Raw genomic sequence first — 26,903 nt, 5'->3', positions numbered from 1 at the left:
GAATGGACAAATTGTTATTTCAATAGTCAAAGGAGTATTTCATATGACGATATCACAAAAAATGAAGCCGATTACTCCTTCTTACGATCCATGGGAAGCGTATATGGACCTTGAAGAGTACGGCAAACTACTATTAACAAACGTTGAGTTTACAACGACAACGTTATGCAATATGCGTTGCGAGCATTGTGCTGTTGGTTACACATTACAGCCGAAAGATCCAAATCCGCTTCCGATGGAGCTTTTATTAAAACGATTAGATGAGATTCCTCATTTACGTTCTTTAAGTATTACTGGCGGAGAACCTATGCTTTCAAAGAAATCCGTCGACAACTATGTAACACCACTCTTAAAATACGCTCATGAACGAGGCGTTCGCACTCAAATCAACTCAAACTTAACTATAGATTTAGCACGTTACGAACAAATTATTCCTTATTTAGATGTGCTGCATATTTCTCATAACTGGGGAACAATTGATGACTTCGTTGAAGGCGGATTTGCAATGATGGAGCGTAAACCTACTTATGAACAACGTGCAAAATTATTCGAACGAATGATTACCAATAGTAAAGCTCTATCCGATGCAGGTGTACTCGTATCAGCCGAAACGATGTTAAACAAAAGAACTCTACCACACATTGAACATATTCATCGTCAAATCGTTGAGGAAATGGGTTGTAAACGTCATGAAGTGCATCCGATGTATCCAAGTGACTTCGCTAGCACACTTGAAATTTTAACAAAAGACGAAATTCGAAAAGCTATTGAACATTTATTAGAAATTCGTGACGAAAATGTATGGATGTTATTTGGAACATTACCTTTCTATGCATGTAGTGATGATGAACGCGATTTAGCTACATTTAAGAAATTACATGAAAGTAAAAATGTAACTGTACGTAATGATCCAGATGGCCGTTCTCGTTTAAATGTAAACATTTTCGATGGAAATATTATTGTGACGGACTTTGGTGATGTTCCGCTTCTAGGAAACATACAAACAAACACATTACAAGAAGCATATGAGAAATGGAGCGCTTCAAAAACAGCAAAATCATTAAGCTGTCATTGCCCTGCGGTGAAATGTCTTGGACCGAATGTTCTTGTAAAGAACAGCTACTATCCAACAGAAAATTTCTTATCAAAAAAATCAAACCTTATGTTATAAATAAAAACGTCAGCTTATATGGGCTGACGTTTTTTTATTTCATTGCGCATGCGACGAGGAAATAAATTTAAAAAACAAATGATCATGAATTGGAATAGCTGCTCCAATTCCTTGAGAGGTAACATTTTTTACAACAAGTCTTTTTTGATTTCCTTTTAAAACAAGGTACACTTCTCCAAACGTTACTTTTCCTTTTTCATTTACTGCTGGCGTATAAGCATATAAATATCCAAGTTGACTCGGACTAATATTATACACACGCTCATGTCCTGTACCATAACCAATGGTCGTTTTAAATGAAAGTGGCAACTGTACTTTTTCAAGCGCTTTTAGCAGCATCATTTTTTTCACATCTGTAGCATCTTTCATATCTGCTGTTAAATCGCCTTCAATCGTCTTTTGAGTTTCTTGCTTATAACGAAGTGGATATAAGCGATCTCCTCCTCGATTATCGTACACATTACGATTCACTTGTTTATATTCCCAATTAATCGATGTATCTACCGATTCATAATTTAAAGCCCATTGACCTAAATAAATTTTCGCGCGGTACCCTACTGCAAGCGGTGCATTTGAAATTGTCGTTTCATTAAACATCCGAATTAAGTCCGGATTTTCAATTTTAATATTTGCTGTTTTCAATAGTTCTTGAGCAAATTTACTAGGCTGCAAGCGCGGCAAATCTTGCGCATCGTTTGGAAACGTATTGTCTTTTGAAATATTTAAAACAGATGAAGGCATTTTTGTTTCTACCGTTGTCTTTGCAAAACTACTGTTAGGAAATAATAAAATAAACGAGACCATGGCTGAAAGACATATGCTGTATACTCGTTTCACCTGTCTGGCTCCTTCCTACATAAAGGTATATATACTACTTTGTTTATTGTTTTCTCTGAGCACAATTGTTATGCCTATTTTTCATAATAAATAAAAACCAATTCCCATAATGACGTACGCAGCTAATAACGTGCCTCCTTCAAACCAGTTTGTATCCCCATCATTGGAGATTGCAATCGTTAAGAAAACAGCTGTAATCATGGACACAAGTTCTGGTATTGTAAACACTAAAGGCATCCTTTGTACAAAAAACATAGAAAGCAATACTAATACAGGAGCAACAAACATCGCAATTTGTAATGTAGAACCTACTGCAATTTCAACTGCAATATTTACTTTATTTTTATAAGCCATAATAATTGCAGATGCATGTTCCGCTGCATTTCCAACAATTGCAACGATAATAACCCCTATAAATAACTCTGACCAGCCAAATGACTTCGCAACCGTCTCAAATGTATGCACGAGAGCCTCCGACACATAAGCTACTGCAATCGTCGCTATCGCTAAAATAAGGAGTGCTTTACCTTTCGACCACTCTGGCTCTTCTTCATGCGCTACTTCGTCACTTTTATGTTGATATACACCACGGTGCGTAACTAACTTAAATAGCAATGCAGCAAGGTACATAATAATCATAATAATAGATACGCCAATACTTAATTGATACGTCTTTCCCGCATCCATCTTCATTGAAAAAATTTCTGGAATAACAAAGGCTACGACAACAGCAAAAATTAATAAAGCTGAATTATGTCTTGCGTCGTAAACATTAAAGCTTTGTCTTTTATATTTTAATCCACCTATAAAAAAGGACAGCCCTCCTACTAATAGTAAATTTCCAAGTACAGAACCCGTTAACGAAGCTAACACAACTTCAATTAATCCTGCCTGAAGTGCGAAAATTGAAATGATAAGTTCAACGGCATTACCGAAAGTTGCATTTAATAATCCACCTATTCGAGGTCCAGAAACAATTGCCAAACTTTCTGTTGCTCTCCCCATAAACCCCGCTAATGCGATAATTGTAATGCAATATACAGCAAACATAATCGTTTGAGGCCAATGCATTGTTTTTCCGAGTACAGAAAGTGGTACACCTATAAGCGCTACTATAAGAAATATTTTATTAAACATGCTTTCCATCCTTCCATCGTATGTATTTCTCCTCATCATTAATATTATTCTTCTCCTAACTTGTCCGATTTCATCACAATTACGTTTAAAAAATCAGATTGAAGAAAACAGTATGAAAGATATTTAATTTATCTTGTTTAAACGGAGAAAATTATAAATTATGAAAAGAGGTTAAAAGTATGCACTTAAAAGAAAAAATTGCAACGATTATTCAAGGACAAAGAACAGGTGTGTTATCTACTGTACGTAATGAGAAGCCACACAGCGCTTTTATGATGTTTTTCCATGAAGATTTTGTACTATACGTTGCAACAGATCGACAATCAAAAAAGATAACAGATATCGAAAACAATCCAAATGTACATGTACTGCTTGGACGAGAAGGAAAAAAATTAGATGAAGATTATATAGAAGTTGAAGGCTTAGCTTCAATCGAGGAAGACTCAACATTAAAAAACAAGTTTTGGAATAATAGCTTAAAACGCTGGTTACTTGGTCCTGAAGACCCTAATTACGTATTAATAAAAATCAATCCTGACACAATTTATTACATCGATGGTGCAGGTACGACGGAGCCCGAGTTTTTACGACTATAAAATAAAACAAGCCCCCCTTAGGTGGGCTTGTTTTGTCGAAAAGTTCTTCTGAAAAAAACAATAAAATAGGTGGAACTTTCTAAAGATTCTGTTATATAATAGCAGTAACTTAAATAAACTGTATTAAAACAGACTGAGAGGAGAAATAAAATTGATGAAAAGAGAAGAACGTAAAAACATGATTGAGTTTATTGAAAAGAAAAAAGGAATTGAGCGTGACGAATTATTGTTTATGACAGACGATGAAGTAGAACATATTTATAATGTAACTTACTTTTTATATGAGGAAATTGCAGAGTAGTATAATAATCCCCACCTTATTAAAAATATAAGGTGGGGATTATTTCGTTATTAATACATGAGAATGATTTTCATGTATAATAATGTAAGATTGGAGGAATTTTACTATGAGCTCATGGCTATTATTCGCACTATTATCAGCAATTGCTGCTGCCCTTGTATCTATTTTTGGAAAGATTGGTTTAGATGGAATCGATGCCAATGTTGCTACGACAGTTCGTTCTATTATTATGGCATTATTTATGATAGGCGTTATTATTATACAAGGTAAATTTCAAAATATCGGCGACGTACTGCTAAATAAAAAAGCACTGCTATTTATCACATTAAGTGGGGTTGCAGGTGCTTCGTCATGGCTATTTTATTTTCTTGCCTTAAAAACAGGAAAGGTCTCTCAAGTAGCCCCTATCGATAAATTAAGTGTAGTGTTTTCTATTATTCTTGCGATGATTATACTCGGTGAAAAGTTAAACTTTATGACTGGTATCGGTGTAGTCTTTATTACAGCTGGTGTACTATTTATTGCTTTCAGCTAAAAAAACCGCTATTAGCGGTTTTTCTTTTTCTTTATGTAAAACCATACAATGCATGTAACAACTGCTGAAATGATTAAAATCCATATTCCATAATGATGTAAACTATACTCGACAAATCGCCACTTCTCTCCTAATTTCCAGCCAAGTCCGATAAAAACACTTATCCAAATGAGCGCACCACCGTAAGCGTACAAGCAAAAACGCCAAAATGTTAAATTCGAAACCCCAGCAAAATATGCTGTTAAATGACGTACTCCTGGTATAAAGTAACCAATCATTAAAAGAAATGGACCGTATTTTTCAAATAAAACATGTGTTTTTTCAATGTGATGTTCTTTAATTCTAACTTTCGGCCCATATTTTTTTAAAACAGGCAGACCGAGTTTTAAACCTAATATGTAACTTAATGTAATACCTAACATCGCACCCGCCATCCCACTTGAAAAAGCAGCAGTTCCTGACATAACGCCTTTTGAAACATTATAACCAACAAAGGTCAATAAAAACTCGTCTGGTATCGGTAATCCGACAATCCCACCAGCCAATGCTATAATAATTCCAAAATACCCATAATGCGCGATTAACTCGCCAATATGTTGTTCCATTCGGAAGACACATCCTATGCACGATCGTTATTCCACATTTTGCCCGTTCTCTCTTTAAGACAAACATGGTATACATATTCACTATACATTGTTTTTATAATGAACTCTACTTCTACCCATTCTTTTAACAGCGATCAAGTGAAACTTTAATCAGTGGGTATTTTGTCTATCTCCACTGATTATTAGCCCACACCAATCAGGATTAAAAAATAAAAATTCATATGCTTGTTTTTTTGTTACAATAAAGGAAAGCTACTTTTCGCAACGGTTTAACTCTCAAGAAAAATGATACATCTAGCAAAAACATAGTTTGGTCTATATAATACAACTTCTATCTATTAAAAAACATGTACCCTTTTACATACAACATCATTTTTCTAAATTATACAGGGGGGAACGAACATGACCATTGAAAATCAATTTATCCAAAAAGTTTACTATAAAACATTTTTAACAGAAGAAATTTCTACTCCAGTATCGGAAGTACTCGGTGAAGCATACATAAATGAATCTAAAAATGAATTCTCCAACATTTCTAATATTCGCTTTGCTCAAGGTGAATTTTATTATCAAAATAAAGATTTTGAAGCAGCCATATTTAAGTGGGAGAAAGTAAATAACGACCTTGAACTTTGGGCAACCAAAAATATTGCTGATGCCTATTTTGAACTCGGATTCTTACCAAAAGCAGAAGAAATTTATCAATCTATTCAAACTGAAGGTACAACTCTTACGATGGAAGTTTCCTTGCAACTTCTTTCTCTTTATATCGAGCAAGATCGTTTAGGATTAGCTTTTAAGACGATTAGTGAAGCTGTGGCATTTCAACCAGACTATCCGAATATTACTGCAATCGCACGTTCTTTCTATGAAAAACAAGAAGATTGGAACAACGCTATCGAACTTGCAGTTCAAGAGGGAATTCGAACAAAGTCATTACATTGGTTCGATACTTTAATCCATTACGTAAACCAAGGATTTACTAAACAAATCAAACCAGAATATTTCTATGATTCTTTAAAAGCTTTATATGCAATTGACCAAGTCCAATTTAAAGAGTTTGTTATTGCCCTTTGGAACAGCTATCAAAATGAACCATTATACCTTTCTTGGATCCAAAGCATGAATCATTTATTTTTACATATTGAAACAGATAACAATGACAATTGGAATGAAATTTCTATCCGCTACCAAGAAACATACTTTGCATTAATTACTGGCGATCATTTTATGCATGAATTAAACGGTCTTGTTCCTGATTTATTAACAAATTGGTTTAGTTTAACAAAAGCAAAGGATTCCTTACTTGTTTCTGCCGCCGTATTAGCATGGAATGAAGTTGCACCTACAACTTTAGAATCATTACTCGTAAAAAGTGCTGGAGCCTTACTTTCTAATTCATCAGCTGAAACAAATGTAGATATGGAAACCGTTTCTCATCTATTCGAAACAATTGCTGAATGGGCCGAGAAAAATGATGTAGATTTAAGTCATCAATTTACGCTACTCGTCCATGAACTATGTGATTTACATGTTAATAAACTACTAATAGCTGGAACAAGTGACCATGATAAAGCGTCATTCGTTAATTCAATATTAGGAGAGAACATCTTAACTGAGACTTTAACAGCTCCTATTCTATTTAAAGACGATAGTCAAACTGCAATAACGGAATTCAATGATCTAGATGTAAAAAACATCTCGAACTTTGATGAAGTCCATCAAATAATGGATACATCTTCCCAGTCAGAACTTGAGAAAAAATGTATAGAAATTAAGTTACCAAGTAGATTTTTAAGAAAAAATAAGTTTGCATTTCTTGTTACACCATCTGTTCAAGGACAATTGGATAAAAACAGCTCATACTTTGAATACTTACAGGCAGCAGAGAGCCTTATTTACATATTAAATTCTGCCTCACCATTACATGGCGAAGAACTTGATACATTACTTTATTTACGTGAACAAGTGCCAAACTTACAAATTCATTTCGTATTACACACAAATAATACGACTACCAATGAAAATCTAATTAGTAAACTTACAGTCCATTTCCCAAATGCAAAATTCTTCCCGTACTCTCCTTCCCAAGAGAGTAGCCAGCAACTTGGGGATGTAACAGAGTCCATTCTCTCTAATCTTGCAGAACGTGACATAGAGAAAGAACGTATAGAAAAGCTAATATGGTTTACTCAAAAGACAATCGCTTACCTTGTAAATGAACGTGTAGAATTAGAACATACATTAGTGAAATCAGTACGCTGGAATAAACATATATCTGTAAAACTTAATGGATTTATTAACAATCTTACTGCTCTTGAAAAAGACAAAATCCGTTCTATTACAGAATCTTATCTTTTAACGAAAGAAGAAATTACACAAGATATACATTCTCAAATTCCTGAATTATTACAGAGCTGTTCTGACCTTGTTCAAGAAGATAGTGATTTCAAATTAGTTCATGAAGAATTAAATGCTGCGATGAACGAACGAATTGACAAACATGTACAACAAGTGCTTCTTCCTAAATTTACTGGGTCTATTCAAGACTGGATTGAAACAGCACATAATGAATTTATTCAAGCTCAAGCTTATTTAGATGAAATGAGTGAAACGTTCAATAAATTATATAAAGAAGAACGTATGAAACTTCCTTGCGATTTCAAATTACTAGATGATTGGCATCGAGATGTCGTACGAATGACAAATAGAATTACAGTAACGAACATCAACATTTTATTACGCTTCACACCGACACAATTTTTCTTAAAGAGTGCCGGAAAATTATTTGGTAATATGCAAAAAAACCAATCTATGCTCGCAAACAAATATAAACAATATATTGAAACGGAAGACTATACAGAAATTGCCCAAACAATTTCAAAACAATTCTTCCTTCAATTTGAAGTATTTGAAGGTGCACTAGAGCGTGATATCATGATGTTCTTTAAAGATCCACTTAGCGTATTGAAACAAAATGTAGAAGCCGCTCAACTTGAAATACAAGAAGACGAACAAACATTAGCAACGCTAAGAAGCAACCCAGAAACTTATCATGATCCTTTAGCATTATTTAAACTACAACTATTGCAACACAAATTTGTTATAAGTACTAACCAAAACAATGAAGACGTCTTTGTATCTAACGAGTCTCCTACTGTTTAACATAAAAAACCAAGCAAACTGAAATTTGCTTGGTTTTTTACTTTAATTTATTATTTTCACATGTTCAAATGGATAATAAATTGCCGCTAACTTTCCTAATACATCTGCTCTATCAATAAGTCCTAAACCATTTCTACTATCCCTACTTATTAAGCGATTATCTCCCATAACAAAAATCTTATTTTTAGGAATTGTAATAGGTCCAAAGTCCTCTGTTAAATTCATCAGTTTTTTTTCAGCTTGTTTTTTATTACTATGCAAATACTCCTCATTTTTCACCTCATGATTCACATATAATTGGTCATTTCTCATCTCAATTACATCACCCGGTAACCCAATCACTCTTTTCACATAAAAATTATCCGTCTTCACAACAATAATGTCTTCTCTACCATAACTTTCAAATTGCTTTGCCAACTTATTAACAATTATCTTATCCCCATCTTGTAACGTTGGCTTCATAGATGCTCCTTTTACAGTTGTAGGGAAAAACAAAAAGATTTTTGCCAAAAACGCTAATAAACATGCACTTGCAATTATTCCAAAGAACTCACGCAAACGTTTTTTCTTTTGCATCATTCCACCATCTCATTGTCTTTTTATTTATATTATAAATACTTCAGATAGTTGTTTTCCATAAAATTCTAAATTATATAATTATAATATTACAAATTTTAAAACACTATTCCTTACAAGTTTATTATTTTGATATATCATATTTTATATTTATTAAGCAGAAATTTTCCTATGAATTTTACACTTAACAAATACTAAAACTAATTAAACAAATATATTAGAATATCAAAGAAAAAGATACTCTCAAAATAGTCTATCTACTATTTTTGAGAGCATCTTTTTATAGTCCTACATATACAATACACATCTGAGCAGCGACATATGTAAACCAAATCCAAAGTGGTTCATACTTCAGCTTGCGGCCACCAATATCTGTCACACCAATAATAAAATCAGAAATCACAAACAGCAAACCACCAAGCGCTGGTATCCACCATATTCCTGTATTCTCATAGTATAAGGCGAATGCAAAGCAAGCCATTCCCCCAACCCACAAGCCGTAAATTAGGGCTCCTATCGTAAACAGTTTGTCCTGTTTTTCATTTCGGATAAAAAAGAACCACCCTATAATTAGAAAGAGTCCGTATACGAGTAAACCAATCCAAAAACCATTCCATGAAATACCTGTTTGCAAAAATGCTTTTACATAAAAACAATGGGCAAGAGCAAAAGTAACCATCCCTCCAATTAATCGATGGCCAAAGGGAATCAAACCTGCCATAAATAAATCTCCTAAAGTCGATAAAGTCATTCCTAATGCAACCCAGCTGCTATACTCTATCGATGGATCTTGTAGCCATATCCAAATCGCACTACCTGTTAAAGAAAAACTAAGAATAAGACGAACTGCTAAAGGTAACGGCATATTTTCTCTTGTTCTTTTTGTCTGTCCTATTGCATAAATTGCTCCTGTTAAAAAAATAATTATTTGTCCGATTAACACAATGTAAAGTACATTCATAATATGTTCTCCTCAATAAATGCTTTAATGTATCTTTTTTCGTTATATATAGTCTGTTCTCCTTTTTCTACATAAAAAAAGAAGAACAATACTGTTCTTCCATTTTAATCGCTTTTTTGTTCTCTACGCTACTTGTTTTTTTTGCTCCATTTTCTGCTTAGCCGGGGTACGATTTACGACAATGATTCCCACTGCTACACATGCTAGACCGAATAATACAAATGAATGAATTGCTTCTCCTAAAATCATGCTTGATAATAACACACCAAAGACAGGTATGAAGAACATATACATCGAGACTTTTCCTACTTTGTTATACTTCATAATTGTATTCCATATACAAAATCCCGCTGCCGATAAGAACGATAAATATATGAGCATAAGTATCGTATATAGGTTAAAAGTAAATGGCATCGCTCCAACTTGTAATGCACCTATACATAGTAACCCAACTGATCCAAAAATCATTTGGTATGCTGTCATATACCCAATATCTAACGTTTTACTACCCTCTTTTGCTAATATATTTCCATACGAATACATCATCGCTGCCCCAAGAAGTAATAAGCTACCTATTCCAAAATGGAATGATAAACTTCCATCACTCGGTACATTCACTAAAATGACACCACAAAATCCGATTGATACGCCCATTATTTTTCTCATATTGAGAGCATCATCTTTATATAAAAAGTGTGCGAGTAAAATTTGAAAGAATGATGATGTTCCTGAAATAATCGCTCCTTCAATTCCTGAGCTATAACTCATTCCAATATAAAAACATATATATTGAAGAAAAGTTTGGAACAAACCAATTTGAACTAACTGCTTCCCTGTTCCTTTTTTGAACTGCATATCTTTTCCTAGCGCTTTAAAAAATAATAAGAGCATTACACCAGATAAGAAAAAGCGATAACCAGCAAATAATATTTGTTCTCCGACTTCTTGTGGCCGAATCCCAAGTTCAGCATAGCTTAATTTAATAAAGGGAAATGCGCTTCCCCATAAAAAGGTTGCTACTATCGCAGCAATAAATACACCAATCGGATGAGTAAAAAATTTCTCTGTCTTCACTTGTTGTCTTCCTTTCCGATCTTTTTATGAACAATATTCATATATACCAAAGGAACTGTAAAAACACAAGTTTTCGGTTTATACTTGAAACAAAAACATATCATCTCTCAAAAACATATGCTATACTATAGAATAATTACAACATAATAACTATTAAAATCAGATTTAACAGAAATGCTGCTATCCGTTACGGATGGCAGCTTTCGTCGTTTTATAGGGGTTTCGATTTTGATTCTTTTTCTCAATAAGAATTTGAAAGGGGCGAGTAATAATGAACTCGGAAGTAAAAACATTACCATCAAAACAGAACGTACCTAGTCCATCTTGGATTCAAACACTAAAAAAGCACTATGAACTTATATTTGCAATCTTATCTGGTATTTTCATTTTAGCTGGCTGGTTATTCACAAAAAATGAGGCGATAAGTGTAGGTATTACTTTCTATATCCTCGCTTATGTAATTGGAGGATTTGCAAAAGCGAAAGAAGGCATTGCAGACACAATTGAAGAGAAAGAGCTAAATGTTGAAATGCTCATGCTCTTTGCTGCTATCGGTGCTGCCATGATTGGCTATTGGGCAGAGGGTGCTATTTTAATCTTCATCTTTGCGCTAAGTGGTGCAATGGAATCTTATACGTTAAGTAAAAGTCAAAAAGAAATTTCAGCACTTCTTGATTTACAGCCTGAAGAAGCATTACGTATTTCAAATGGAACCGAGGAACGTGTTCCTGTTGGAGAATTACAAATTAACGACATTATTTTAATTAAACCCGGTGAACGTGTTCCTGCTGATGGCACAATTCAGAATGGTGAAACAAATATTGATGAAGCTGCTATTACAGGAGAACCTATTCCGAATGAGAAAAAATTCGGCGATGAAGTGTTTGCTGGAACTGTGAATTTACGTGGTGCTATTGAAATTACAATTACAAAGCCGAGCGATCAAACATTATTCCAAAAGATTATTCGTCTCGTTCAAAGTGCACAAAGTGAAAAATCACCATCACAACTATTCATCGAAAAATTTGAAGGAACATACGTAAAAGGTGTACTACTCGTTGTTGCGCTTATGATGTTCGTTCCTCACTTCTTACTGGATTGGAGTTGGAATGAAACATTTTATCGCGCTATGATTTTACTTGTAGTCGCTTCTCCTTGTGCACTAGTTGCAGCTATTACACCCGCAACTTTATCTGCAATTTCTAACGGAGCGAGAAACGGTATTCTCTTTAAAGGCGGCATTCATTTAGAACGTCTAGCTTCAGTAAAGGCGATTGCCTTTGATAAAACAGGAACATTAACACAAGGAAGACCTACTGTAACAGATGTATATGTTCGAGAAGGTATAGCAGAAAGTGAAGTACTTTCTATTACAGCATCAATTGAAAGTCACTCTACACATCCTTTAGCTGAATCCATTGTTAAATATGCAAAACATGCTTATGATATTTCGATAAAAAAACCCGAAAACGTTGAAGATGTAACTGGTTTTGGATTAAAAGGAACATTAGAAAATAAAGCTTATAAAATTGGTAAAGCTGATTTTATCGGGGAACAAACAAAGACATTTCATAATGGTATTTCTACCTCCCTTGAAAAAGAAGGGAAAACTGTCGTTTATATAAGTGATGAAGATGGTATTCTTGGACTTATCGCTTTAAAAGATACACTCCGCCAAGAAACCATTGCTGCCATTCGCGATTTACAAAGCATTGGTGTGGAAGCAATCATGATTACTGGCGATAATGAAGAAACCGCAAAAGCCATTGCTGCTGAAAGCAATATAAAAGAATATTATGCATCCTGTTTACCAGAAACAAAAGTTGAAACGATTAAAAAGTTAAAAGAAAAATACGGTACAGTAGCAATGGTCGGAGATGGTATAAATGATGCACCCGCGCTCGCTACTGCTAGCATTGGTGTTGCAATGGGTGAAGGAACAGACGTAGCTTTAGAAACTGCAGACGTTGTACTTATGAAGAACGAATTGTCTCGACTTTCCCAAGCCATCCGTTTATCAAAACGAATGAACCGTATTGTAAAGCAAAATGTAGTATTTTCTCTAGCTGTAATTGCACTGCTAATCTGTTCAAACTTCTTGCAATTTTTAGCTCTTCCATTTGGTGTTATTGGGCATGAGGGAAGTACAATTCTTGTCATTTTAAACGGGTTACGATTATTAAAAGGAAACAAATAAAAACGGGTCCCTCATAGAGGACCCGCTTTTTTTAATGGTAGCTATTATGCCCGTTCGCACTACTACTTGTTTTATGCTTCGGATGCGAACTGCTCTTTTGTTTATTGTTGTTTTTATTATTGTGGTTCTTTTTATTATTACTCATGAAATATCCCCCCTGTTCCTTTTTATTATGGAACAAGAGCTCATTATTCATTACGGGAATTATTGTCACCCGTTCTATAGTGATGGAGTAGACCATTAATTTCACCGCCAAGTAAAATTACCCATCCAGTTAAGTAAAACCATAACATTAAAATAATAATTCCACCGAGACCACCATATGTATTGGCGTAATTCGCAAACTTATCTACATAATAAGCAAATGAGTACGATACCACAATCCACCCTACAGTAGCAAATATTGCTCCTGAAATGACTTCTCTTCTTTTTAACTTTCGATCTGGTGCAAATGTATATAAAAAACTAAACAAGGCAAATAGTACGAAGAAACTCGCTACTAATCGTGTAATACTCCATACGTAAGAAAAACTATCCGATAAACCAATTGCTTTAAATACCGCTGCCCCAATCACTTGTCCGAACACTGGGACAATTAGAGCAAACACAATCATAAAAATGATGGCTAATGTAAACACAATTGATAAAGCTCTTGTTTTAATAAAGGAACGTGTTTCGGTTACATCATACGCACGGTTAAAAGCATTCATAACCGCATTTACTCCATTTGAAGCAAACCATAGCATCGACAGTAAACCAAATGATAATAAACCACCATTTTGCTCATTTACAACTTTATCTACGTTTACTTCAATTAAGTACATTGCATCTTCAGGTACGTACGGTTCTAATAAATTGAGCACACTTTCTGTTTGAAGGTCAATAAATCCAAGAAGCGTAATTAAGAAAACAAGCCCAGGAAAAATAGCAAGTAAGAAGAAATAAGCGAGCTGTGCTGCCAAGCCCGCTACATCATCACGCATCGTCCGATCGTATAAATCTTTACCGAACGAATAAGTGCGATTTCTTCTTACCTTTTCTAAAATTTTTCTCATATATGTTTAAACGCTTTTCTTCTCTTCTTTATCTTGCTTTAACTCAATGTACGCTTCAGTTTTTTTTTCCTCTGCATGTGAGTCTTTCATAAATAATTCACGTGCTTCTTTCATACCACCATCTTCAGCAACTACTGGCTCTTCTTCTGCTTTAAGCTCATCTACCTTTGGAGATACAGCTTGAATTTCAATCGTTTCTGGCTTTTCTTCTCGCTCCATTTTTTTCTTACTAAAAATTTCTTTCGTTTCTTTTAACGTCTCTACAACTGACGGCGTCAATTTTTTAATTTCTGCTACTTTCGCTTTCACTACATTGAAATCAGCAAGTTCGCGTCCTTTATCTGTAACAGTTTGCACTTTTTCTTTAATCTTTGCATTTTCACCAATTTCAATCATCTTTGTTTTTGCTTTTTCAGCAGTGTTTTTTACTTTTTCACGGTTTTCTTTCTTTAACATGGATACAGCTACACCTGCCGCTACACCAAGCGCAATGTTTCGAGCAATATTATTTTTCTTTGCCATATTCCTTCACCCTTTCATTTCTTATGTTAGAAAGTATTTCTTTCTAAGCTTCCTCATATTCCTTGTTCATTTCGAATGAAAGCTAATAGCTTTGCACACCCTTCTGTTACAAGGTCATACACTTCTTGAAAGTTCCCTGTATAGTAAGGGTCAGGAACGTCTGTCCAGCCACCGTCTGGAACAAAGTCGGACAGCCTACCAATATAGCCTCCAGTTTTACCTAAACTTTTTAAATCTGCTATATTCTTGTTGTCCATGGCAATAATATAATCAAACTTTGTTAAGTCTTCTTTTTCTACTTGCCTTGCTTTAATTCCTTCAAAAACGACTTCATTTTCTTTTAAAATTTTTTGTGTTCCTTTATGTGGCGGATGACCAATGTGCCAATCTCCAGTTCCTGCAGAATCAATGACAATTTTCTCTTCAAGTCCCTCTTTTACGACAAGATCTCGAAAAATCGCTTCTGCCATTGGAGAACGGCAAATGTTCCCAAGACAAACAAATAATACTTGAACCATATTTTTGTTTCTTCCTTTCTTGGTGCATTTCTTAATATATACTTATAGTATAAACAACCAATTATTAAATATAAAGGAAATCCCTACTAATTTAATAGGATTGAAAAGATTCATTAACGAAAATGATAAAAAAATGTTAAGATAGCCTTATGTTATTTTAAAGGGGGACACTTCGGTGGATTTATCCGTAAAGTCAGAAGAAAACGTTGAATATATGGTCGAAGCTATTAAAGAAAAATTACGTATGGTTAATGCTGGAGCGATGAGAGCTGCTAGCTTTAACGAAGAAATGTACGAGGACTTACGTGACATCTATGAGCATGTTATGAAACGTGAAACATTCAGCATTAGTGAAATGCAAGCTATTACAGAAGAATTAGGTACATTAATTAAAAAGTAAAAAAGCCTCTCTTATATGAGGCTCTTTTTTATTTCCAACAAATTCATGACAACTCTTCTCTTTTCCTCAACCAACTGTAAAATATTGTACAATAGAAGTAGAAGCTCATCTTAGATTTTTTCTCCGTACATACTACTCACAAATAATAGCAACACTACCATTGCTAACTGTTTTTACTGGAGGTGCTTACTTATGAGCAAATGGTACAGTAAGACGAAAGATCAAATATTAACGGATCTTAAAACAAATGAACAAAGTGGTTTAACCACTGACGGTGTAAATGAACGCTTAAAACAATTTGGTTCAAATGAATTAACAGTAAAACAAAAACGTACTTTATGGCAGCGGATTTTTTCCCAAATTAATGACGTCCTCGTATATGTTCTTCTTATAGCTGCCCTTATTTCTGCCTTTGTAGGTGAATGGGCAGATGCAAGCATTATCGCGCTCGTTGTCATATTAAATGCAGTTATTGGTGTCATCCAAGAGTCAAAGGCTGAGCAAGCTTTGGAAGCACTAAAAAAAATGGCAACACCTAAAGCTATCGTAAAACGAGACGGCGAACTAAAAGAAATTCCATCTGAACAAGTCGTTCCAGGTGATATCGTCATGCTCGATGCTGGACGTTATATACCATGTGATTTACGACTTATCGAAACAGCAAATTTAAAAGTTGAAGAATCTGCTCTAACTGGTGAGTCCGTCCCTGTTGATAAGGATGCACTTTATCATCCTTCTATACAAACTGATGAACAAGTGCCACTGGGCGATCAAAAAAACATGGCCTTTATGTCGACGCTAGTAACATACGGACGTGGCGTTGGTGTTGCTGTTGAAACTGGTATGAACTCACAAATTGGTAAGATTGCTACCCTTTTACATGAATCAGATGATGATATGACACCACTTCAAAAAAGCTTAGCACAAGTAGGAAAATATTTAGGCTTTGTCGCTGTAGCCATTTGCGCTATTATGTTTCTCATCGGTTTTTTACAAGGACGCGATACGTTAGAAATGTTTATGACTGCAATTAGTTTAGCTGTAGCGGCTATTCCTGAAGGACTACCAGCTATCGTTTCCATCGTTCTTGCAATTGGCGTGCAGCGTATGATTAAACAAAACGTTATCATTCGTAAACTACCAGCTGTTGAAGCTCTCGGGTCTGTCACAATTATTTGTTCAGATAAAACAGGTACATTAACGCAAAATAAAATGACCGTTACTCACTTTTATAGTGATAACACATACGCTCAGTTAGAAAATTTGAATGTAAATAATGATGTGCACCGTCTATTGTTAGAAAATATGGTGTTATGTAATGATGCGTCTTATAGTAGTGAATCCCAAACTGGGGACCCTACTGAAATTGCCCTTCTCGTTGCTGGAAGCACTTTTAACATGCAAAAAGATCATTTAGAAAATAAACATGAACGTGTTAACGAGCTACCTTTTGATTCTGATCGTAAAATGATGTCAACAGTGCATACATACGATGAAAGCTACTACAGTATGACGAAAGGTGCTATTGATAAACTTTTACCTCACTGCACCCATATCTTTATAAATGACAAAGTTGAGGTCTTCACAAATTCTGATAAAAATCAAATATTAGAAGCTGCCGGGGCAATGTCTCAAGAAGCTTTAAGAGTACTTTCATTCGCATTTAAACAATATAATGCGAATGATGTGGATATAAATCATCTCGAAGAAAATCTCATCTTTATCGGTCTTGTCGGTATGATTGATCCACCACGCACAGAAGTAAAAGATTCCATTACAGAGTGTAAAAAAGCTGGTATTCGTACAGTTATGATTACTGGTGATCATAAGGATACCGCCTTTGCAATTGCTAAAGAACTTGGTATTGCTGAAGAAAAATCTGAAATTATGATTGGAACTGAACTAGATAACATTTCAGATACAGAACTAGCAAGCAAAATTAATCACTTACATGTATTCGCTAGGGTTTCTCCAGAACATAAAGTGAAGATTGTAAAAGCATTACGTGCGAAAGGAAATATCGTTTCTATGACTGGTGATGGCGTCAATGATGCTCCATCTTTAAAACAAGCAGATGTTGGCGTAGCAATGGGCATTACAGGGACAGATGTTGCAAAAGGCGCAGCAGATGTCGTTTTAACAGACGATAACTTCTCATCTATCGTTAAAGCCGTTGAAGAAGGCAGAAATATTTACCGTAACATAAAAAAATCGATTCTCTTCCTACTCTCTTGTAACTTCGGAGAAATTATCGCTTTATTTTTAGCTATTTTACTTGGCTGGGCGACACCATTACGCCCAATCCACATTTTGTGGGTTAATTTAATTACCGACACACTTCCTGCATTGTCACTCGGTGTTGATCCTGAAGATTCAGATGTGATGAAAGAAAAACCACGACGTGCGAAAGAAAGTCTATTTAGCGGGAGCGTCCCTTTTCTTATTTTCAATGGTGTTGTAATTGGATTTTTAACGTTAGCAGCCTTTATCGTTGGGGCGAAACTCTATGCTGGAGATACAAACTTATTTCCACTTTTCCCAGAGCAAATTGATGAAGATGCTCTATTACATGCTCAAACGATGGCATTTGTCGTTCTTAGTTTTTCTCAGCTCGTTCATTCATTTAACTTGCGTTCAAGAACGAAATCGATTTTCTCAATTGGGATATTTACAAATAAATACTTAGTCTTCTCACTTCTTATTGGTGTTCTTATGCAAGTATGTATCATCTCCATCCCTCCTCTAGCGAATATATTCGGTGTACATGCATTAACATTACGCGATTGGGGATTTGTTCTCTTGTTAAGTATCATTCCGCTCGTTGTGAATGAAATCATTAAATTAGTTAAGAGAAACTAAAAGGCAATGAGGACTGTTCCTCATTGCCTTTTCTTTATCCCACTATTTTCCCGGTAGTAAAACTCCCACCTCAAAATTCAGCTTGAGGTGGGAGATCAACTGCCCATAAACGCCCAATTGGTGAAGGTTAACAATCAGTGAGGATGAACAAAAACCCACTGATTAAAGTTTCACTTTATCCTTGTAATTCTTTTTTGATGTTTTCTGTTAGTGTAGCCATGCGCTTACGACTTTCTTCACGCTCACGTTTATTTTGCTCTTCAATTTGTTGTGTTTCTTGCATACCTCTTGAAATAATGTTCCAAGTTTCTTCAAGGGTTTCCATCTTAATACTAGAAGAACCTGATAATCTCGCTACTTCCACACTTTGAGTTGCGATATTTTGTGCATTTTTCTTCAGTAACTCATTTGTACGACGATCAAGTTCAGCCATAGAATCTGCAACAAGCTTTTGACGTTTCGCATTTACCGCTTGAATGATACCATTTTTAAAGATAGGAATCGTTGTAATAAATGCTGTATTAATCTTACCGATTAATTTATTGTTACCACGTTGAATCATACGAATTTGTGGTGCTGTAAGTAGAGCAACCATACGTGCCTTTTCTAAATCATCAATACGTTGCTCTAAAATTTCAACAGAGTTTTTAAGTGATTCTAATTCAATACCTGCTAGTTGATCATTATTACGTACGCGCTCTTCATACATCGGGACTAACTCTGTATTTAAACGCTCTAATAACATTTCTCCTGCCACTACGTACTTTTCTAAATCTAAATAATACTTTAAGTTTTGCTCATACAAGCCATCTAACGTACCAATTGATTTTTTCATTTCATCTTGATACTTCGTAATTTCTACGTATACTTTATCCATTTCGCGACCCATTGTCTGATACTTACTAAAGATTTGTTCAATCATTTTATCTGCTTTTTTGAACATACGTGAGAAGAAACCACTTTTCTCTTCCGCAAAATCTTTACTATCAAACCTGTCCATAATTTTACCAAGCTGTTTTAATAATTCACCAGAATCTTCTATTTTTGATAAAGACATTGTATGTAAAATTTGATCAGCGAAACGTGAAATTTCCATAGACGGTTCTTTTCCAAGCTCGATTAATTCTAACTGATCTTTAATATCTACCGCATTATAAATACGTTGTACTTCCGCATCTTGTCTAAGTTGTAAACGGACATCTTGTGCGGTTTGCTCATTTAATTCTGTTTTTGAATCTAGTACGACTGGGTTATTCATATGGTATTCTCCCTTTCCTTATAAAAATGGACGAAATAGTCCTTTTATTGTTTGTGATAAATTTTTATAGGCTGATGAACCATGAAACTCAAGATCAAAATTAACTTCCTCAAGCCAATGTGAATCAAATGCGCCTGCTTCAATATACGGTTCAATATCGTTTCTCCCCGTTGGATTGAAATGGAATACATCTACTCCAATTTGATTTAAAAATAGTAGTAAAACAGCATCGGAACGAGTTAATTCTCCACTCTTCTCATTATTAAATATAACAATTTTTGGTACATCTTGTGAATAATCAAATTTCTCAAGCTGTTCTAAAATATTCGGTGGTATTTGAGAGAGCTGCGCGAAAACATATAGTGCTACCTCTTGTTTCATCTCTTTCCCAACTGGTTTACACATTTCACTTTCACACGTATGGATGATTGCCTCTGCAATACCATGCTGTAAACCTTCCGGTAAACGCTTATGCGGCCACCAATGGCTATTCATAATTAAATCCGGGTGTAACTTTCCTCCGCGGTCCAATGCATCTCGGTAATGATATTGGAAATTCGCTTTTTGTTCTTTCGTAAACGGGAATGTATTAATTAATAAACTGTTATCGAATGATGTAACTGCCTTTAATCGTTGAAAATATTCTTTATCGTTCTTTGAAACGCCTGATATTTTTGCAAATAAAGAAGGGATATAAATGTGTTTATTTTCAACAAAGAATGTTGGGCGTACAAACGACTTTTCTTTCGTAATTAAAAAGAGTTCATCATATGTCGTTTTTAATGTACGTGCTACAGGTGTATACGAACGGAATTGCCACGGCTTATACAGTAGTGAATTATCATGGTGAAGTACTTGCTCAATTTCCTTTGAAGCTTGGTACGCTACTGTTGCGACGCGTTCGCGACGACGATCGGGAAATGGTTCAAGAGAAATACGGCTTGAATGAGACACAACAAAAGTTCTTCCCGCTTCATCGATATTCTCAAAGCCATCTTTTCCTTCCGGGTGATAATAAAGTACATCACAGCCGAGCATAATAAGAAAGTATAAGAAATATATACGACTTTCCTGTGCATCACCATACCAAATGATACGCGGCATTTGTTTCTTATAATTAATCGTAGAAAACCACTTCGTTACATAATTCTCACTTAACTTAATCATATCGATTAAGAAACGACGGAATCCTTCTGTCTTTAAAGATTGATTATGTTGTTTCTCATACAATTTCAATACAGAAATAAACGTCGTATGTATATAATGTTGCAAATCAGGATTGTCTACTTGCGGTAATAGTTGCTTTCCAGACAAATGGGCTACAAGCCTATTTACTGTAAGTCCATTTGGTGCTTCTTGATGTAACACAAAAACTTCTTGAATATGACGCAGTTTTTCGGAATCAATCACCTTATTTAAATTTTGTTCATGCAAAACCTCAATCCCTTTTGCTTCACTATAATCAAATAAATCATTGAAATATTCATCTACATCATTAGGAACACCAAGAATACGCGTTGCTATATAACTAAATTTCATTTCATTCTCTGTCAGTTCATATTGTGGGCGTTTTTCTAAAAGCGCTTCAAATTGTTTTAAATCTGATTCTTCTTTTAATGCACATGGTTGAAGTGTAAAACGTGAAAACACAACAGTTCACCTCCAAAAACATTTACGTTTTTATAAAGTCTCTCTTCTATTATAAACTATTTTTAGTTATAAAAAATGGGCGCTCGCATAACGAGCAAACCCATTTCAATTATTTATGATTATTTTTAGTAGCTGCAACTTCTTCTTTAGCCTGTCCAGAATTCTTCATGTAGTGAATTATAAATGTTGCTCCAAATGCTACAAGTAAAATAATAAAGAACAGTGTATGACTAATGTGAATATCAATTAGAGACAATAACATTTTCGCTGCAATAATTAGAATTAAAATATACGCTGTTGTTTCTAATTCTGGAATACGCTCTAACAATTTTAAAAATACGCCAGCAATACCACGCATCATTAAAATACCGAGCATTCCGCCTAATAGTAAAATCCAAACTTCATTTGATACACCAAATGCAGCAAGTACGCTATCTACAGAGAACGCGATATCCATTAATTCAACCATCGCAACCGTTCCCCAGAAGACACCGAACATTCTAAAGAGAATACTATTTTGATTCATACCATGAGCTTCCTCTTCTTCACTTGCACCTTTACGCTTATCAATAAAGTATTTCACTGATAACCAAGCAAGGTAAAGCGCACCAAGAAGTTTTACCCACCATAATTTAATTAAGAACATTCCAATTCCAATCGCAATAAAGCGGAACACATAAGCTCCAATAAGTCCGTAGAATAATGCTTTTTTACGTTTCTCTTCCGGAAGATGTTTTACCATTACCGCTAACACAAGTGCGTTATCAGCAGATAGTAACCCTTCAAGTACAACAAGTGTACCAATTAATCCCCAAGATACTGGATCTTGCAACACTTTAATCCACATATCTAAGTCGAAAAACTGAGCATACGTATTAATGATTTCTTGCAAAATGCTCATCTTACCTTTATCCCCTATTCTTTGCTAGATTTATAGAAAGGTCAAAAAAAGGAAACGAATGTCGTTTCCCTTCTTATGCATCCAAGCCATACGCTCTTACAAGCGCACCTAATCCACCTTGGAAACCGCTTCCTACTGCATTAAACTTCCACTGTCCATTATGACGGTATAATTCACAAAAGACAACTGCTGTTTCAATGGAGAAATCTTCCCCTAAATCAAAACGAAGAACTTCTTCGTTTGTTTCCTCATTCGCTAAACGAACGAATGCGTTTCCGACTTGTCCAAAGTTTTGATTACGGCCTTCACCATCATAAATTGTAACTGTGATTGCAATTTTATGTACATCTGCTGGAACTTTCTTCAAATCGACAACAAGTTGCTCATCATCGCCTTCACCTTCACCTGTACGGTTATCTCCTGTATGCAGAACAGATTCACAAGGAGACTGTAAATTGTTATAGAAAATAAAATCAGTTTCCTTCGTACATTTTCCGTTCGCATCTAATAGAAATGCCGATGCATCTAAATCGAAATCAGATCCACCATCATAAGATTTAATATCCCACCCAAGACCAATTACCGCTTTTGTTAAACCAGGGCTTGTCTTACCTAAATCGATCTTCTGTCCTTTTTGTAACTGAATAACCATTTATATTCACCTCTATATTTTAATCTTTAAAAATATATCCATCAGTAAACATGCGTTTCACCGATGGATATATAAATCTATTACTCTACATCTAAACCAAAGTTATTACATAGAGAACCTAATCCACCTTGGAATCCACTTCCAATTGCATTGAACTTCCATTCACCTGCATGACGGTATAATTCACCCACTACTACCGCTGTTTCAATAGAGAAGTCTTCTCCTAAATCGTAACGAATTAATTCTGCATTTTTCTCTTCATCTAGAATACGTACGAAAGCGTTAGAAACTTGTCCAAAGTTTTGGCTACGGCCTTCTCCATCATAAATTGTAATTGTGAAACAAATACGTTCGATGTGAGCAGGAACATTTTTCAAATCTACTTTAATTGATTCGTCATCGCCTTCACCTTCGCCTGTGCGGTTATCTCCTAAATGCTCTACAGCACCATTCGCACCTTTTGGATTATTGTAGAAGACGAAATCCTCTGCGCCTGAAACTTTACCATTCGCACCTACTAAGAAAATACTAACATCTAAATCGAAATCGTTTTGTCCGTCATAACGATTCGTATCCCAACCAAGTCCTACAAGAACTTTTGAAAGACCTGGATTCGTTTTTGTTAAATCTACCTTTTGTCCCTTTTTCAACGAAATTGATGCCATATACAATTCCTCCTCAGTTTATTTTATTGATAACGTGATACAATCTCACTTAAATTTTTATCTTGTGTTCCTTCTCCAACCGCTGAAAACTTCCACTCACTTCCGTGTCGGTACATTTCTCCTGCAATTAGAGTCGTTTTGCCAGCATAGTTATCTGACAAGTTATAACGTGCTAATTCTTCACCTGTTTGCGGGTTTTGAATACGAATATATGCATTACGAATCATCCCAAAATCTTGACGACGATTTACACAGTCATAAATATTTACAACGAATACTAAACGATTAATACGGCTCGGAACTTTATGTAATTCTACGAAAATTGTTTCGTCGTCACCAGCGCCTTCACCTGTTAAATTATCTCCTGAATGAATAATACTACCACAAGTAGAAAGTTTGTTTCCAAAGTAAACTAAATCATTTTTATTTAAAAAACGCTCTCCTTCTAACATAACAACTGATGCATCACAATCTACATTTGGTTTACTTCCAAATAATGAAGACAGAAACCCACCTGATTGCCCAATTGGATCCCAGCCTAAGCCAACCTGTAGTTTTGCTACTCTCGGTTGTCCTTTCGTTAAATCGATCTTTTGTCCTTTTTCTAAAATAATAGGCATGAAGTTTCTTCCTTTCTACAAAGCATTTTCCTAATCGGAAAATATTGTATTCTTCTCTTATATTGTAGCATTATTTATCTATTGAGAAAAAGAATAAATTCTCAATTATATGAAAACACCTATATCATTTATTTATATTGATGTAAGAAGTGGTAAATCGAGCCAATCATTCCTGCGTGATTACGATTTTGTGCGATTTTAATCTCGCAATTACTATAAATCTCAGGATTTAAATATTTTCGTACCTCTTCCTTTACTTCTTCTAAAAATCGATTACCTCTATTAGTAATCCCTCCACCAATAATAATTACTTTTGGATTGAAGATATAAGCAAGATTACTAATTCCAATGGCTAAATGTTTAAAGAATATTTGAACGGCATGTATAACTTCTTTATCCTTCTGATCATATAATTCAAAAATTTTTTCACCGTTCCAATTCTCGCTACCTTTATACTTCCGCACAAGAGAAATTAACCCTGAAATCGAGGCAACCTCTTCAAATTGTTTCCCTTCGATCAACATATTGCCCCATTCACCAGCACTAAATGAATGACCCCTGTACAGTTTTTTATTAATAACAATAGCTCCCCCTATTCCCGTTCCAAGGGTAAGCATAATGCAATTATTTTCATCTCTTCCAACACCTTGCCACATCTCTCCAAACAAAGCACAATTGACATCATTTTCAATGGATATAGGAACTTTTAATACAGCTTGTAATCTATCAATAATAGGAATACCAGCATAGCGTGGAATATGATCCACGCCGCCAGTTATGATTCCTCTATGAATATCTACAATTCCGGCTGTACTAATACCGATTCCAGAAACAACATGTTCATTCATTAATTGCTCCGCCAAGCTAATAATCTTTTGAACGATTTGTTCCCCACCTAAATGGGCCTCTGTTAATGTAGTTTCGTGATTTAGTAATATCCCAGATTTTGAAATAATCCCAGATTTAATCTGTGTACCACCAATATCAAATGCGATATATTTTTTCACACTGTCACTTCCTCTAACATTATGAACTTCACTTTTCTGCATTGAAATGATGATGTTTTCCTTTAATAAGAGTTCACAAGATTTACAGATCCAGCTTTTACGTAGACACTGTTGTATTCCTTATTATCCGAAACAATTTCATAATACGATCCTTGTGGTGTATTAACTGTTTTCTTAATGGCTACCATAATGTTGCGAGATGTCATTCCAGTCTGACCTTCAGCCATACTTTTGAATATCGGAGAACCTGCCGTTAACGTTCCAAGTCGATATTTATTTAAATCTTTACTTCCATTCATTGCATCAATTCTATACATAAGCGAGGCAATTTGCTGTCCCCAATTTTCATCACTTGCATACATGACGTTCATTCCTTGTGCCTTATCCCCTAAGTTCCCACCATTATATGTATTTCCACTTGGATTTAAGTAATGCTTATCTATATATGCCGCACAAAAATCAATACCTTCTTCCCATGTTTTGAATCCAGTTGCACCATTATATGGATCTGAATCTACCGCTCTAAAGCCAAATAAATTTTTCTTATCTTGCGCGATACGACTTGTTCCCCATCCTGATTCTAAAATTGCATGTGACACTAAGTAACCGGCATTCATCTTATATTTCTCTGCTGCACTTACAAAATATTTTCCTAATCCAATAAGTGGACTCTTTGCATTCGATTTACGTAAGAAATTATCAATTTCATCTCCTGTATAAGTAGATGTTGCACGAAGTGGCATATACTCAAAGTATTGATAACTATCTTGTCCTCCAATTTGCTTCTTATCAAAAGCCTCGTAACGCTCTCCTTCTTTTAAATGTTTCGGAGCATTACCAATTTGATACGTTGCATGTTTACCATTTTCCGGATTGTATACATAATGATATAACTTGCCATTTTTAGTTGCATAATACGACGTTTTCTCACCAGTCATTGTCGGATGTAATGTAACATCATTTATATTCACATAACCTGTCATACCATCAATTTGGACATGAATACGATCATCAACAGCTTTTACAAATTTCAGGTCAGCTCCACCCTTTACATATGTGAGCTTTTTACCCGTCGTAATATCATAAATATTAATAACACCATTTGCACGAACGAAACCTTGCTTCATATTTACAACTTTACCGTCACTTTTAATGTAAGCATCTTCTTTCATATTCTGCATAATTTGTGTTGCTTCCGCTTCATTTGGTTTTTGAACCTTTTGTGATGAGGTAACAATTTCATAAGAAGACGAACCTTGTTTAATTTTTAAGAACTGTAACGAAACATAACCCTCTCCGCCATTAAAACGGATTTTTGCCCAGCCATTTTCTTTTCCTATGATCGTAACAGTCTCTCCATTTTTCAAATGACCGACAGCTGCCGCACCTGTTGATGGACCTTTACGTACATTTAATAAAGACGCATTTACAACTGCTCGTTCTTCCGTTACCTGTCCAGGGTTTGTTGGGTTTGTTGGATCTATGGAATCTTTACCAATCGTTATAAACTCTAACGACACATAACCTTCTTTTCCTTGGTAATTGATTTTCGCCCAGCCATTTACTTTTCCTAGTACTGTTACTTTTTCACCATTTTTTAAGTTTCCTAGAACCGAGCTACTTGTATTCGCCGCACTTCTT

The 26,903-nt window shown here is 35.0% G+C and carries 25 protein-coding genes; 8 read left to right on the top strand and 17 right to left on the bottom strand.

Annotation, left to right across the window (positions count from 1 at the left end):
• Nucleotides 1-43: 43 nt before the first annotated feature.
• A complete protein-coding gene (gene yfkAB / locus JDS92_RS18935; RefSeq protein WP_000156032.1) occupies nucleotides 44-1,171 on the top strand; it encodes a radical SAM/CxCxxxxC motif protein YfkAB in 1,128 nt (375 codons plus the stop codon).
• Between the two features lie 39 nt (nucleotides 1,172-1,210).
• On the opposite strand, the gene JDS92_RS18930 is transcribed toward yfkAB, so the two are convergent.
• A complete protein-coding gene (locus tag JDS92_RS18930) occupies nucleotides 1,211-2,008 on the bottom strand; it encodes a YfkD famly protein (RefSeq protein ID WP_002093842.1) in 798 nt (265 codons plus the stop codon).
• An 81-nt stretch (nucleotides 2,009-2,089) separates the two neighbouring features.
• Complete coding sequence (gene cax, locus JDS92_RS18925) at nucleotides 2,090-3,145, bottom strand: calcium/proton exchanger (RefSeq protein WP_002093843.1); 1,056 nt, start codon at nucleotides 3,143-3,145, stop codon at nucleotides 2,090-2,092.
• 179 nt (nucleotides 3,146-3,324) lie between these two features.
• Here cax and JDS92_RS18920 point away from each other — a divergent pair, with 179 nt between their 5' ends.
• From JDS92_RS18920 to JDS92_RS18910, 3 genes are all read left to right on the top strand, one after another.
• The gene (locus JDS92_RS18920; RefSeq protein WP_000550219.1) at nucleotides 3,325-3,741 is read left to right on the top strand and encodes a pyridoxamine 5'-phosphate oxidase family protein; all 417 of its coding nucleotides are present in this window, start codon (nucleotides 3,325-3,327) and stop codon (nucleotides 3,739-3,741) included.
• Between the two features lie 154 nt (nucleotides 3,742-3,895).
• Complete coding sequence (locus tag JDS92_RS18915) at nucleotides 3,896-4,042, top strand: BH0509 family protein (RefSeq protein WP_000817786.1); 147 nt, start codon at nucleotides 3,896-3,898, stop codon at nucleotides 4,040-4,042.
• 106 nt (nucleotides 4,043-4,148) lie between these two features.
• Nucleotides 4,149-4,577, top strand: a complete 429-nt coding sequence (locus tag JDS92_RS18910) for an EamA family transporter (protein WP_000100302.1) — start codon at nucleotides 4,149-4,151, stop codon at nucleotides 4,575-4,577.
• An 11-nt stretch (nucleotides 4,578-4,588) separates the two neighbouring features.
• Here JDS92_RS18910 and JDS92_RS18905 read toward each other — a convergent pair whose 3' ends face one another.
• A complete protein-coding gene (locus JDS92_RS18905; RefSeq protein WP_000434868.1) occupies nucleotides 4,589-5,182 on the bottom strand; it encodes a DedA family protein in 594 nt (197 codons plus the stop codon).
• A gap of 402 nt (nucleotides 5,183-5,584) precedes the next feature.
• Between JDS92_RS18905 and JDS92_RS18900 the strand changes: the two genes are divergently transcribed.
• Nucleotides 5,585-8,347, top strand: a complete 2,763-nt coding sequence (locus tag JDS92_RS18900; protein ID WP_000151398.1) for a tetratricopeptide repeat protein — start codon at nucleotides 5,585-5,587, stop codon at nucleotides 8,345-8,347.
• A 42-nt stretch (nucleotides 8,348-8,389) separates the two neighbouring features.
• Here the strand turns inward: JDS92_RS18900 and lepB are convergent, their stop codons facing one another.
• From lepB to JDS92_RS18885, 3 genes are all read right to left on the bottom strand, one after another.
• Nucleotides 8,390-8,926: a signal peptidase I gene (lepB, locus tag JDS92_RS18895; protein WP_087971187.1), complete on the bottom strand. Its 537-nt coding sequence runs from the start codon at nucleotides 8,924-8,926 to the stop codon at nucleotides 8,390-8,392.
• Nucleotides 8,927-9,203: 277 nt separating this feature from the next.
• The gene (locus tag JDS92_RS18890) at nucleotides 9,204-9,884 is read right to left on the bottom strand and encodes a lysoplasmalogenase (protein ID WP_001102002.1); all 681 of its coding nucleotides are present in this window, start codon (nucleotides 9,882-9,884) and stop codon (nucleotides 9,204-9,206) included.
• Nucleotides 9,885-10,007: 123 nt separating this feature from the next.
• Nucleotides 10,008-10,958 carry a DMT family transporter gene (locus JDS92_RS18885; RefSeq protein WP_199632324.1) on the bottom strand — a complete coding sequence of 317 codons (951 nt, stop codon included), beginning with the start codon at nucleotides 10,956-10,958 and terminating at the stop codon, nucleotides 10,008-10,010.
• Between the two features lie 271 nt (nucleotides 10,959-11,229).
• On the opposite strand from JDS92_RS18885, the gene JDS92_RS18880 reads away from it, so the two are divergent.
• A complete protein-coding gene (locus JDS92_RS18880; RefSeq protein WP_199632323.1) occupies nucleotides 11,230-13,155 on the top strand; it encodes a heavy metal translocating P-type ATPase in 1,926 nt (641 codons plus the stop codon).
• A gap of 188 nt (nucleotides 13,156-13,343) precedes the next feature.
• On the opposite strand, the gene JDS92_RS18875 is transcribed toward JDS92_RS18880, so the two are convergent.
• The 3 genes from JDS92_RS18875 to JDS92_RS18865 are packed head-to-tail and all read right to left on the bottom strand — an operon-like array spanning nucleotide 13,344 to nucleotide 15,250.
• Entirely contained in the window at nucleotides 13,344-14,210 is an 867-nt protein-coding gene (locus tag JDS92_RS18875; protein ID WP_001226534.1) for a YihY/virulence factor BrkB family protein, read from the bottom strand.
• Nucleotides 14,211-14,216: 6 nt separating this feature from the next.
• Nucleotides 14,217-14,732 carry a DUF4075 domain-containing protein gene (locus JDS92_RS18870; protein ID WP_199632322.1) on the bottom strand — a complete coding sequence of 172 codons (516 nt, stop codon included), beginning with the start codon at nucleotides 14,730-14,732 and terminating at the stop codon, nucleotides 14,217-14,219.
• A 53-nt stretch (nucleotides 14,733-14,785) separates the two neighbouring features.
• Nucleotides 14,786-15,250, bottom strand: a complete 465-nt coding sequence (locus JDS92_RS18865; protein WP_000250904.1) for a low molecular weight protein-tyrosine-phosphatase — start codon at nucleotides 15,248-15,250, stop codon at nucleotides 14,786-14,788.
• 175 nt (nucleotides 15,251-15,425) lie between these two features.
• Here JDS92_RS18865 and JDS92_RS18860 point away from each other — a divergent pair, with 175 nt between their 5' ends.
• Together JDS92_RS18860 and JDS92_RS18855 are read left to right on the top strand one after the other, a co-directional pair.
• Nucleotides 15,426-15,650 carry a DUF1128 domain-containing protein gene (locus JDS92_RS18860; RefSeq protein ID WP_000366197.1) on the top strand — a complete coding sequence of 75 codons (225 nt, stop codon included), beginning with the start codon at nucleotides 15,426-15,428 and terminating at the stop codon, nucleotides 15,648-15,650.
• A gap of 192 nt (nucleotides 15,651-15,842) precedes the next feature.
• Nucleotides 15,843-18,509 (top strand): cation-translocating P-type ATPase, encoded by a 2,667-nt coding sequence (locus JDS92_RS18855; protein ID WP_199632321.1) that lies wholly within the window; start codon nucleotides 15,843-15,845, stop codon nucleotides 18,507-18,509.
• Nucleotides 18,510-18,684: 175 nt separating this feature from the next.
• On the opposite strand, the gene JDS92_RS18850 is transcribed toward JDS92_RS18855, so the two are convergent.
• The 8 genes from JDS92_RS18850 to JDS92_RS18815 all read right to left on the bottom strand — a co-directional run.
• Nucleotides 18,685-19,767 (bottom strand): toxic anion resistance protein, encoded by a 1,083-nt coding sequence (locus JDS92_RS18850; protein ID WP_001064417.1) that lies wholly within the window; start codon nucleotides 19,765-19,767, stop codon nucleotides 18,685-18,687.
• Between the two features lie 18 nt (nucleotides 19,768-19,785).
• Nucleotides 19,786-21,417: a YceG family protein gene (locus JDS92_RS18845; protein ID WP_199632320.1), complete on the bottom strand. Its 1,632-nt coding sequence runs from the start codon at nucleotides 21,415-21,417 to the stop codon at nucleotides 19,786-19,788.
• 109 nt (nucleotides 21,418-21,526) lie between these two features.
• Nucleotides 21,527-22,318: a TerC family protein gene (locus JDS92_RS18840; RefSeq protein WP_000025680.1), complete on the bottom strand. Its 792-nt coding sequence runs from the start codon at nucleotides 22,316-22,318 to the stop codon at nucleotides 21,527-21,529.
• Between the two features lie 73 nt (nucleotides 22,319-22,391).
• Entirely contained in the window at nucleotides 22,392-22,970 is a 579-nt protein-coding gene (locus JDS92_RS18835; protein ID WP_000236645.1) for a TerD family protein, read from the bottom strand.
• Nucleotides 22,971-23,050: 80 nt separating this feature from the next.
• Nucleotides 23,051-23,635: a TerD family protein gene (locus JDS92_RS18830; RefSeq protein ID WP_000146728.1), complete on the bottom strand. Its 585-nt coding sequence runs from the start codon at nucleotides 23,633-23,635 to the stop codon at nucleotides 23,051-23,053.
• Between the two features lie 23 nt (nucleotides 23,636-23,658).
• Nucleotides 23,659-24,255, bottom strand: coding sequence for a TerD family protein (locus JDS92_RS18825; protein WP_001121599.1), 597 nt, complete (start codon nucleotides 24,253-24,255; stop codon nucleotides 23,659-23,661).
• 128 nt (nucleotides 24,256-24,383) lie between these two features.
• Nucleotides 24,384-25,262, bottom strand: coding sequence for an ROK family protein (locus JDS92_RS18820; RefSeq protein WP_199632319.1), 879 nt, complete (start codon nucleotides 25,260-25,262; stop codon nucleotides 24,384-24,386).
• 62 nt (nucleotides 25,263-25,324) lie between these two features.
• A partial coding sequence (locus JDS92_RS18815; protein ID WP_199632318.1) for an SH3 domain-containing protein occupies nucleotides 25,325-26,903 on the bottom strand: 1,579 nt, incomplete at its 5' end.

Origin of the sequence: Bacillus cereus group sp. N12, from assembly GCF_016483575.1 — a bacterium.
GTDB lineage: Bacteria > Bacillota > Bacilli > Bacillales > Bacillaceae_G > Bacillus_A > Bacillus_A toyonensis.
Note: the sequence above shows the minus strand (reverse complement) of the source record. Positions and strands in the feature narration are given on the sequence as shown.